Here is a 9,077-nt window from a genome sequence, read left to right as displayed (position 1 = left end):
CCGCTCCCGCGTGCCCCGCTCCCGCGTGCCCCGCTCCCGCGTGCCCCGCTCCCGCGTGCCCCGCTCCCGCGTGCCCCGCTCCCGCGTGCCCCGCTCCCGCGTGCCCCGCTCCCGCGTGCCCCGCTCCCGCGTGCCCCGCTCCCGCGTGCCCCGCTCCCGCGTGCCCCGCTCCCGCGTGCCCCGCTCCCGCGTGCCCCGCTCCCGCGTGCCCCGCTCCCGCGTGCCCCGCTCCCGCGTGCCCCGCTCCCGCGTGCCCCGCTCCCGCGTGCCCCGCTCCCGCGTGACCCGCTCCCGCGTGACCCCGCGCGACCCGCTCCCGCGCGAGCCCGCGTCACGCCGCGTGTCCGCCGTCCACCGCGAACTCCGCGCCCGTCACGTAGCCGGCGCCCGCCAGGTGGGCGACCGTGTCCGCCACCTCCTCCGCCGTGCCGAACCGGCCCAGCGCGGTCATCGCCGCCTGGCCGTCCGCGTGGGGGCCGTCCGCCGGGTTCATCCCGGTGTCGATCGGCCCCGGGTGGACGATGTTGGCCGTGATCCCCCGGCCGCCCAGCTCGCGCGCCAGCGCCTTGGTGAGGCCGACCAGCGCCGACTTGCTCATGGCGTAGAGCGTCCCGCCGGGCCCGGGCACCCGCTGGGTCATGCACGTGCCGATCGTGATGATCCGGCCCCCGCGCGGCAGGTGGGCGACGGCCGCGCGGGAGGTCAGGTAGACACCGCGCACGTTGACCGCGAGCACCCGGTCCACGTCGGCGTCCGTGAGGGACTCCACCGGACCGAGCACCCCGACGCCCGCGTTGTTCACCAGCACGTCGAGCCGGCCCAGCTCCCGCACGGCCGCCGCCACCGCGCCGGCCGCCTCCCCGGCGTCACCGGCGTCGGCGCGCAGCGCCACCGCACGGCGCCCCAGCGCCTCGACGGCCCGGACCACCTCCGCGGCGGCCTCCTTGTCCCGCACGTACGTCACCGCGACGTCCGCGCCCTCCCGTGCGAGCCGCAGCGCGGTCGCCGCGCCGATTCCGCGGCTGCCGCCGGTCACCAGGGCCGCCCGGCCGGCCAGGGACCTCCCGTCGGCCTTCTCACTCGTCTTCCCGGGGGACTGCACATGGGTGTATTCCGTCATGGGTCCATCCCAGCGTCCGCGCCCCGGGAGTGCCGGCGGGCAACGGACGTCGTCCACGAGGACGCCCGCGACCGATGAGTGGCGGACCCGGCGGCGGTCTGCACCATGGCGTCCCACCCGGGACGAAACGGTATGCATCCCCCGGGACCCCTGACGTCCCACCCGTGAACGACCGGAAAGGCAGGTCCCGCCATGGGCCGGCTCGTAGTCACCAGCTTCGTCACCCTCGACGGCGTCCACCAGGCTCCCGGCGCGCCGGACGAGGACACCTCCGACGGCTTCCGCCAGGGCGGCTGGACCGTCCCCTTCGTCGAGGAGGAGTTCGGCGGGTTCGCCGCCGACAGCTTCTCGCGCGCGGGCGCCTTCCTCCTGGGCCGCCGCACCTACGACATCTTCGCCGCCTACTGGCCCAAGGTCACCGACCCCGCCCACCCGATCGCGGGGCCGCTCAACACGCTGCCGAAGTACGTCGTCTCCAGCACCCTCACGGACCCGGACTGGTCCCCGACGACCGTGCTCACCGGTGAGCTCGTCGAGGAGGTGGCGGCGGTCAAGGAACGCACCGAGGGGGAGCTCCAGGTGCACGGCAGCGCGGCCCTCGCCCGGTCGCTGTTCGCCCTCGACCTGGTCGACGCCCTGCACCTGGTGACCTTCCCCGTCGTGCTGGGCGCCGGGCGCCGCCTGTTCGGGGAGGGCTTCCTGCCGACCGCCTTCCGCCGCACCGGCGGCAGCGTCACCGGCACCGGCGTCTCCATCCAGACCTACGCCCCGGCCGGGCGCCCCGAGTACGGCGCGTTCGAGTTGCCGGAGGACGCCTGACGGACGGGACCGGTCCGCACACCGGCTCCGGACGGCCCGCCCGGACGGCCCGCCCGGACGGTGCCGCCCGAACGCGGTCAGCCGGAAGCGGTGAAGCCGGTCGCGGTCAGCGGTCGCGGTCAGCCGGACGCCCGGCTCTCCGCGGCGGCGAACAGGGCGCCGCCCAGCACCAGCAGGGCGAGACTCGCGTAGAGCTCGTAGCCGTCGAGGAAGCCGACGCGCTGCACCACCCCCCAGTGCCAGTCCGTGAACTCGCTCACGAGACCGGCAAGCCCCTGCACCACGGCGAGAAAACCCAGAACCTCCAGCGTCTGCTTCATGCCGTCGACTCTCGCGCGGCCGCGCCCCCGCCCGGATCGGCCGGGGGACGGCCCCGGGGCGACGGAGGACCATGGTCCGAGGCGGCCGGTGCGCCGAAAGTCTGCGCCGCCGCGACTTCGGTATCCGATCCCGCCCGGGACGCGGCGCGCCGCCCGGCCCCCTGCGTAGATTTGTCGACCGTGACTGGTGACAAGGCGGCGCAGACCGCCCCGGTGCTCACGGGGCCGCGATGGTTCTTCCCGTCCGCCCTCCTGCACGAGCTCGACCCCGGCACGGACCGCTCCGGGCGCCGCCCCCGGCGGACCCTGCGGGACTGGGTCGTCGACTTCGGATGCTTCCTGCTGGCCGTGGTGGTGGGCCTGCTGGGCGCCGAGACGCTCAGTCACAGCGATGTGCCGCCCGCCCTGATCGCCGTCGACCAGCTGCTCGGCGCGCTCTCCTGTGCCGCGCTCTGGCTGCGCCGCCGCCGGCCGCTCGGGCTCGCCGTCGCCATGGTCCCGGTCAGCTTCGTCTCGGAGACCTCCGGCGGCGTGGCCATGATCGCCCTGTTCACGCTCGCCGTGCACCGGCCCTTCCGCTACGTGGCCTGGGTGAGCGCGGCACAACTCGCCCTGGTTCCGCTCTACTTCTGGTGGCGTCCGGACCCCGACCTGCCGTACACCGCCGCGGTCGTCCTGCTCGCCGTGCTGACGGGTGCCGTCGTCGGCTGGGGCATGTTCGTCCGGTCCAAGCGGCAGCTCCTGCTGAGCCTGCGGGACCGGGCCCGGCGGGCGGAGACCGAGGCCCGGCTGCGTGCCGAACAGGCGCAGCGGCTCGCCCGGGAGGCCATCGCCCGCGAGATGCACGACGTCCTCGCGCACCGGCTGACCCTGCTGAGCGTGCACGCGGGCGCGCTGGAGTTCCGCCCCGACGCGCCGCGCGAGGAGATCGCGCGGGCGGCCGGCGTGATCCGGGAGAGCTCCCACGAGGCGCTCCAGGACCTGCGGGAGATCATCGGCGTGCTGCGGGCCGGGGACTCCGACGACGGGGGCCGGCCGCAGCCCACGCTGGCCGCCCTGGAGACCCTGGTCGCCGAGTCCCGCGACGCGGGCATGAAGGTCGTCCTCGCCCTGCGCGTCACCGACGCCGACGCCGTGCCCGCCGCCGTCGGCCGCACCGCCTACCGGATCGCCCAGGAGTGCCTGACCAACGCCCGCAAGCACGCCCCCGGCGCCGAGGTCACCGTGACCGTCACCGGCGCACCGGGGGAGGGGCTCGACGTGACGGTGGCCAACCCGCCGCCCGGCGACGCCGTACCGCCCGTCCCCGGTGCCGGGCAGGGGCTGATCGGGCTCACCGAACGGGCGACCCTGGCGGGCGGCACCCTGGAGCACGGGCCCACCCCGGACGGCGGGTTCGAGGTGCGGGCCCGGCTGCCGTGGCCGTGACCCGGCCCCGGCACCGCGCGCCGTCCCCCGCCGCCGGACCGGCCGGCCCGCACCCCGTGTCGCCGCACCGCCCCGCCGTGATTACGTACCGCCCATGACTGCGATCAGAGTGCTCCTCGTCGACGACGACCCGCTGGTGCGGGCCGGGTTGTCCTTCATGCTGGGCGGCGCCGACGACATCGACATCGTCGGTGAGGCCGCCGACGGCGGCGAGGTCGGCGCCCTCGTCGACCGCACCCGCCCCGACGTCGTCCTGATGGACATCCGGATGCCGACGGTGGACGGGCTGGCCGCGACCGAGGCGCTGCGCGGCCGCGAGAAGGCCCCGCAGGTCATCGTGCTCACCACGTTCCACGCCGACGAGCAGGTGCTGCGGGCGTTGCGCGCGGGCGCCGCCGGGTTCGTCCTGAAGGACACCCCGCCCGCCGAGATCGTCGCCGCGGTGCGCCGGGTCGCGGCCGGGGATCCCGTGCTGTCGCCCGCGGTCACCCGGCAGCTGATGGCGCACGCGGCCGGCACCGCCGCCGACACCCGGCGCGCCCGCGCGCGGGCACGGATGCAGACCCTCAACGAGCGGGAGCGCGAGGTCGCCGTCGCCGTCGGGCGGGGCCTGGCCAACGCGGAGATCGCGGCGGAGCTCTATCTGAGCGTCGCCACCGTCAAGAGCCACGTCTCCCGCATCCTGGCCAAGCTGGACCTCGACAACCGGGTGCAGATCGCCCTGCTCGCCTACGACGCCGGACTCCCCGAGGACCCGCCCGGGACGCCGTAGCACCCGGCGCCCCCGGACCCCCTTCCCTCGTCTTCCTGCACCTTCCGACGCCTCCCGAGGAGCCCCGCCGCCATGACCCCGCCGCCCGCTCTCGACCTGACCGCCGCCCGGCACGTCCTGGACAGCCAGCCCTTCAGCCGGCTCGTGGGCGCGCGGGTGACCGCCTTCGGGGACGGCGGCGCCACCCTGGAGATCGACGTCCGGGAGGAACTGCACCAGCAGAACGGTTTCCTGCACGGCGGTGTGGTGTCCTACGCCGCCGACAACGCGCTCACCTTCGCGGGCGGCACCGTGCTCGGGCCGCACGTGCTCACCGGAGGCTTCTCCATCCAGTACCTGCGCCCGGCCACCGGACGGACCCTGCGGGCCCGCGCCGAGGTGGTGCACGCGGGCCGCCGCCGGGCCGTCGTCCGCTGCGACCTGTTCACGGTGGACGGCGACGGCGCCGAGACCCTGTGCGCCGTCGCCGAGGGCACCGTCCTGCCGGTCGCGACACCCTGAGCCGGGACGGACGCGGCGCGCGTGCCGTGGGGGCCGCCACGGCACCGGTGAAGGGGCGCGCCCGTCCCGGCTCAGCCGAAGGCCGCCTCCTGCCCGCCCGGGATCTCCGCCGGACGCACCGCCCGGCGCTCCCGCCGGGACAGCTCGCACGCCTCCGCGATGCGCAGCGCCTGGAGCGCCTCCCGCCCGTCGCAGGGGTTGGGCCGCTCGCCGCGCACCACCTCGACGAAGGCGACGAGTTCCGCCTCGTAGGCCGGCGCGAAGCGCTCCAGGAAACCGGTCCACGGCTTGTCCGCGGCCGGCGGGCCGGTCGGCTCCGTGGACGCGATCGGTGTCCGGTCGTCGAGCCCCACGACGATCTGGTCGCGCTCCCCGGCGAGTTCCATCCGCACGTCGTATCCGGCGCCGTTCATGCGGGTCGCCGTGACCGCGGCGAGCGTGCCGTCGTCCAGGGTGAGCAGGACGGCGCCCGTGCCCACGTCGCCGGCCTCCCGGAACACCGCCGGCCCGGCGTCCGACCCGGCCGCGCAGACGTCGGTGATCTCCCGGCCGGTCACCCAGCGCAGGATGTCGAAGTCGTGGATCAGGGTGTCCCGGAACAGGCCGCCGGACTGGGCGAGATACCCGGCGGGCGGCGGTTCCGCGTCGCTGGTCATCGCCCGGACCGTGTGCAGGCGGCCGAGCCGCCCGGAGCGCACCGCCTCACGCGCGCCGGTGTAGCCCGCGTCGAACCGGCGCTGGAATCCCATCTGGAGGACCGTCCCGGCCGTCTCCACCTCCGCGATGGCCTGTAACGTCCCCGCCAGGTCCAGGGCGATGGGCTTCTCGCAGAACACCGGAAGCCCCGCGCGTGCTGCCCGACCGATCAGTTCGGCGTGCGCCGGTGTGGCCGTGGTGATCACCACGGCGTCCACGCCCCAGGTGTAGATCTCGTCCACCCCGGGCGCCGCCGTCTCCCCGAGCCGGTGGGCGAGCGCCTGGGCGCGCGCCGGATCGGCGTCCGTGAGGATCAGCGAGCCGACGTCGCGATGCCTGCTGAGCGTGTGGGCGTGAATGGTGCCGATGCGGCCTGTACCGATGACCCCGATGCGCATGGAATCAAAGTGCGGCCCCCGCCCCCTCCTGTCAATCCGTATGTCCGGACAATCGAACTTCACTACTTCCCGTCAACAACGCGCGGGGCTACGCTCGGGCCGTGCCGAAACCAGGAGTGGACCCGACCGGCCGGCTGGAGCTGCGCGTGGACCGCAGTTCCCCCGTCCCGCTGTACTTCCAGCTGTCCCAGCAGCTCGAAGCGGCCATCGAGCACGGCGCACTGACCCCCGGCAGCCTCCTGGGCAACGAGATAGAGCTCGCCGCCCGGCTCGGACTGTCCCGGCCGACCGTCCGCCAGGCCATCCAGTCCCTGGTCGACAAGGGACTCCTGGTGCGGCGCCGCGGCGTCGGCACCCAGGTGGTGCACAGCCAGGTCAAACGCCCGCTGGAACTGAGCAGCCTCTACGACGACCTGGAGTCCGCCGGACAGCGGCCGGCCACCAGGGTCCTGGTCAACACCGTCGTCGCCGCCTCCGCCGAGATCGCCGCCGCGCTCGGCGTGCCCGAGGCGAGCGAGGTGCACCGGATCGAACGGCTGCGGCTCGCGCACGGCGAACCGATGGCGTTCCTGTGCAACTACCTGCCCTGCGGCCTGCTCGAACTGGACACCGGGCAGATGGAGGCCACCGGCCTGTACCGGCTCATGCGGGCCGCCGGGATCACCCTGCACAGCGCCCGCCAGACCATCGGCGCCCGCGCCGCCTCCGCCGCCGAGGCCGAGCGCCTCGGCGAGGAGACCGGCCATCCGCTGCTCACCATGCGGCGCATCACCTTCGACGACCACGGCCGCGCGGTCGAGTACGGCACCCACACCTACCGGCCCGACCGCTACTCCTTCGAGTTCCAGCTGCTCGTCCGGTCCTGAGACCCCCGCGTCGCCCGCACGCGCGGGCGACGCCCACGGTCCACGGCGGCACGCGCGGGCGACGCCTACGACCCACGGCGTACTTTGTCCGGACAATGTGACGGGTTGCTGTCCGCGGGTCCGCAGCGGGCCGCGCGGACGGCGGCCGACGCGGCTCGTGACGCTGCGTACCGCAGTGCGCAACCGACGGTCCGCGACGGAAAATGATCCACACCACCCTGACCTTCGGCGTACCGCAATCGGGCCACGCGTGCGGCAGAATCGCACCCGATGAGCACCTACCGCGACCTCACCGCCCCCATCGGCTCCCGCCGTGCCCCGGTCCTGAGAACCGTCGGCACCCGGGAGCGACGCTCACACCTGTCGGCGCCCCGGGTGCCGACGGTGGGCATCGACATCGGCGGGACCAAAGTCATGGCGGGTGTCGTCGACGCGGACGGCAACATCCTGGAGAAGCTGCGCACGGAGACGCCGGACAAGTCCAAGAGTCCCAAAGTGGTCGAGGACACCATCGTCGAACTGGTGCTGGACCTGTCCGACCGGCACGACGTGCACGCCGTCGGGATCGGCGCGGCCGGCTGGGTCGACGCCGACCGCAACCGGGTGCTCTTCGCCCCCCACCTGTCCTGGCGCAACGAGCCCCTGCGGGACCGCCTCGCCGGCCGTCTCGCCGTCCCCGTCCTGGTCGACAACGACGCCAACTCCGCCGCCTGGGCCGAGTGGCGCTTCGGCGCCGGGCGCGGCGAGGACCACCTCGTGATGATCACGCTGGGCACCGGCATCGGCGGCGCGATCCTGGAGGACGGCCAGGTCAAACGCGGCAAGTACGGCGTCGCCGGCGAGTTCGGGCACATGCAGGTCGTGCCCGGCGGCCACCGCTGCCCGTGCGGCAACCGCGGCTGCTGGGAGCAGTACAGCTCCGGCAACGCCCTGGTCCGCGAGGCACGCGAACTGGCCGCCGCCGACTCGCCCGTCGCCTACGGGATCATCGAGCACGTCAAAGGGAACATCGCCGAGATCAGCGGCCCGATGATCACCGAACTCGCGCGGGACGGCGACGCCATGTGCGTCGAACTGCTCCAGGACATCGGCCAGTGGCTCGGCGTCGGCATCGCCAACCTGGCCGCCGCCCTCGACCCGTCCTGCTTCGTCGTCGGCGGCGGCGTCTCGGCCGCCGACGACCTGCTCATCGGTCCCGCCCGCGACGCCTTCAAGCGCCACCTGACCGGCCGCGGCTACCGCCCCGAGGCCCACATCGTCCGCGCCCAGCTCGGCCCCGAGGCCGGCATGGTCGGCGCCGCCGACCTCGCCCGCCTGGTCGCCCGCCGCTTCCGCCGCGCCAAGCGCCGCCGCGTCGAGCGGTACGAGCGCTACGAGCGGTACGTGGAGGCCCGCCGTACCGCCAGGGAGGCGATGTGAGCGCCGACCTCGCCCACCGCAACGGGCTGCCCGGCAGGCCCCGCCCGCCCGAGGACCGGCGGCACATGATCCGCCGCCGGGCCCTCACCCTGCTCATCATCGTGCTGCTGATCGGCATCCCCGCCGGATACCTGGTGGTCTCCGGCGCCCAGAGCCGCGCCAGCGGCAAGGACAAGGCGGCCAAGTACGCGGCCACCGGCCTGACCGAGGGCTGGCCGTCGAAGGTGCAGCGCCGCATCTACCAGGTGCCCATCCCGCACCCGGCGTCGTGGGTGGCCTACTACGAGACCAACAACTGGAAGACCAGCCGCCTCTACGTCGAGTTCGAGACCACCGACGCGGGGCTGAACACCTTCCTGACCAGCCTCGGCGCCACCGTGGACGACCTCGGCGAGGGCAAGATCCCGATCAACGAGCGGGACCGCGGGATCACCGGCTGGCGGTTCGACGGCCCCGGCGCCTGGTCGGGCCTCACCCGCGAGCGGAAGGACCCGGAGCCCTCGCACGACATCGTGGTCAACCGGTCCAAGCCGGGCCTGCCCAGGGTGTACGTCGTCGCCGAGACGGTGCCCTGATCCGCTGACGGACGGTCGAGCGGTCCCTGGGCCCCCACCTCCGACCCGTGACCGGGGCCCCGGTCCGGCGTCGCCCCGGCGGCCGGGCGGCCTTGTGCGGCCCGGGCGGCCCGAACGACTCGAGCGGCCTGTGCGGCCGTCGCCGCAGCGGGCGGGCCGGGCC

At 74.9% G+C, this 9,077-nt stretch carries 10 protein-coding genes; 7 read left to right on the top strand and 3 right to left on the bottom strand.

The genetic code is table 11. From position 1 onward, the window contains the following. Positions 1 to 331: 331 nt before the first annotated feature. Positions 332 to 1,120: an SDR family oxidoreductase gene (locus G3I53_RS30600; protein WP_164438984.1), complete on the bottom strand. Its 789-nt coding sequence runs from the start codon at positions 1,118 to 1,120 to the stop codon at positions 332 to 334. 192 nt (positions 1,121 to 1,312) lie between these two features. Between G3I53_RS30600 and G3I53_RS30595 the strand changes: the two genes are divergently transcribed. After that, a complete protein-coding gene (locus tag G3I53_RS30595) occupies positions 1,313 to 1,939 on the top strand; it encodes a dihydrofolate reductase family protein (protein ID WP_164332979.1) in 627 nt (208 codons plus the stop codon). Positions 1,940 to 2,058: 119 nt separating this feature from the next. Here G3I53_RS30595 and G3I53_RS30590 read toward each other — a convergent pair whose 3' ends face one another. Beyond that, positions 2,059 to 2,259 carry a hypothetical protein gene (locus tag G3I53_RS30590; protein WP_164332978.1) on the bottom strand — a complete coding sequence of 67 codons (201 nt, stop codon included), beginning with the start codon at positions 2,257 to 2,259 and terminating at the stop codon, positions 2,059 to 2,061. Positions 2,260 to 2,439: 180 nt separating this feature from the next. Between G3I53_RS30590 and G3I53_RS30585 the strand changes: the two genes are divergently transcribed. From G3I53_RS30585 to G3I53_RS30575, 3 genes are all read left to right on the top strand, one after another. Further along, the gene (locus G3I53_RS30585) at positions 2,440 to 3,687 is read left to right on the top strand and encodes a histidine kinase (RefSeq protein WP_164438983.1); all 1,248 of its coding nucleotides are present in this window, start codon (positions 2,440 to 2,442) and stop codon (positions 3,685 to 3,687) included. 94 nt (positions 3,688 to 3,781) lie between these two features. Next, the gene (locus G3I53_RS30580; protein WP_164438982.1) at positions 3,782 to 4,459 is read left to right on the top strand and encodes a response regulator transcription factor; all 678 of its coding nucleotides are present in this window, start codon (positions 3,782 to 3,784) and stop codon (positions 4,457 to 4,459) included. 72 nt (positions 4,460 to 4,531) lie between these two features. Then, positions 4,532 to 4,960, top strand: a complete 429-nt coding sequence (locus G3I53_RS30575) for a PaaI family thioesterase (RefSeq protein ID WP_164332476.1) — start codon at positions 4,532 to 4,534, stop codon at positions 4,958 to 4,960. Between the two features lie 71 nt (positions 4,961 to 5,031). Here G3I53_RS30575 and G3I53_RS30570 read toward each other — a convergent pair whose 3' ends face one another. Then, positions 5,032 to 6,054 (bottom strand): Gfo/Idh/MocA family oxidoreductase, encoded by a 1,023-nt coding sequence (locus tag G3I53_RS30570; RefSeq protein WP_164335503.1) that lies wholly within the window; start codon positions 6,052 to 6,054, stop codon positions 5,032 to 5,034. 116 nt (positions 6,055 to 6,170) lie between these two features. Here G3I53_RS30570 and G3I53_RS30565 point away from each other — a divergent pair, with 116 nt between their 5' ends. The 3 genes from G3I53_RS30565 to G3I53_RS30555 all read left to right on the top strand — a co-directional run bounded on the left by G3I53_RS30565 (position 6,171) and on the right by G3I53_RS30555 (position 8,914). Continuing rightward, on the top strand, positions 6,171 to 6,920 hold the full coding sequence (locus tag G3I53_RS30565) for a GntR family transcriptional regulator (RefSeq protein ID WP_164335506.1): 750 nt from the start codon (positions 6,171 to 6,173) through the stop codon (positions 6,918 to 6,920). Positions 6,921 to 7,190: 270 nt separating this feature from the next. Continuing rightward, positions 7,191 to 8,339, top strand: coding sequence for an ROK family glucokinase (locus G3I53_RS30560; protein ID WP_164335501.1), 1,149 nt, complete (start codon positions 7,191 to 7,193; stop codon positions 8,337 to 8,339). Beyond that, positions 8,336 to 8,914, top strand: coding sequence for a sugar kinase (locus G3I53_RS30555; protein WP_164335499.1), 579 nt, complete (start codon positions 8,336 to 8,338; stop codon positions 8,912 to 8,914). Before G3I53_RS30560 ends, G3I53_RS30555 begins: the two co-directional genes overlap by 4 nt. Positions 8,915 to 9,077 lie beyond the last annotated feature (163 nt).

Origin of the sequence: Streptomyces sp. SID14436 (assembly GCF_010548465.1) — a bacterium.
GTDB lineage: Bacteria > Actinomycetota > Actinomycetes > Streptomycetales > Streptomycetaceae > Streptomyces.
Note: the sequence above shows the minus strand (reverse complement) of the source record. Positions and strands in the feature narration are given on the sequence as shown.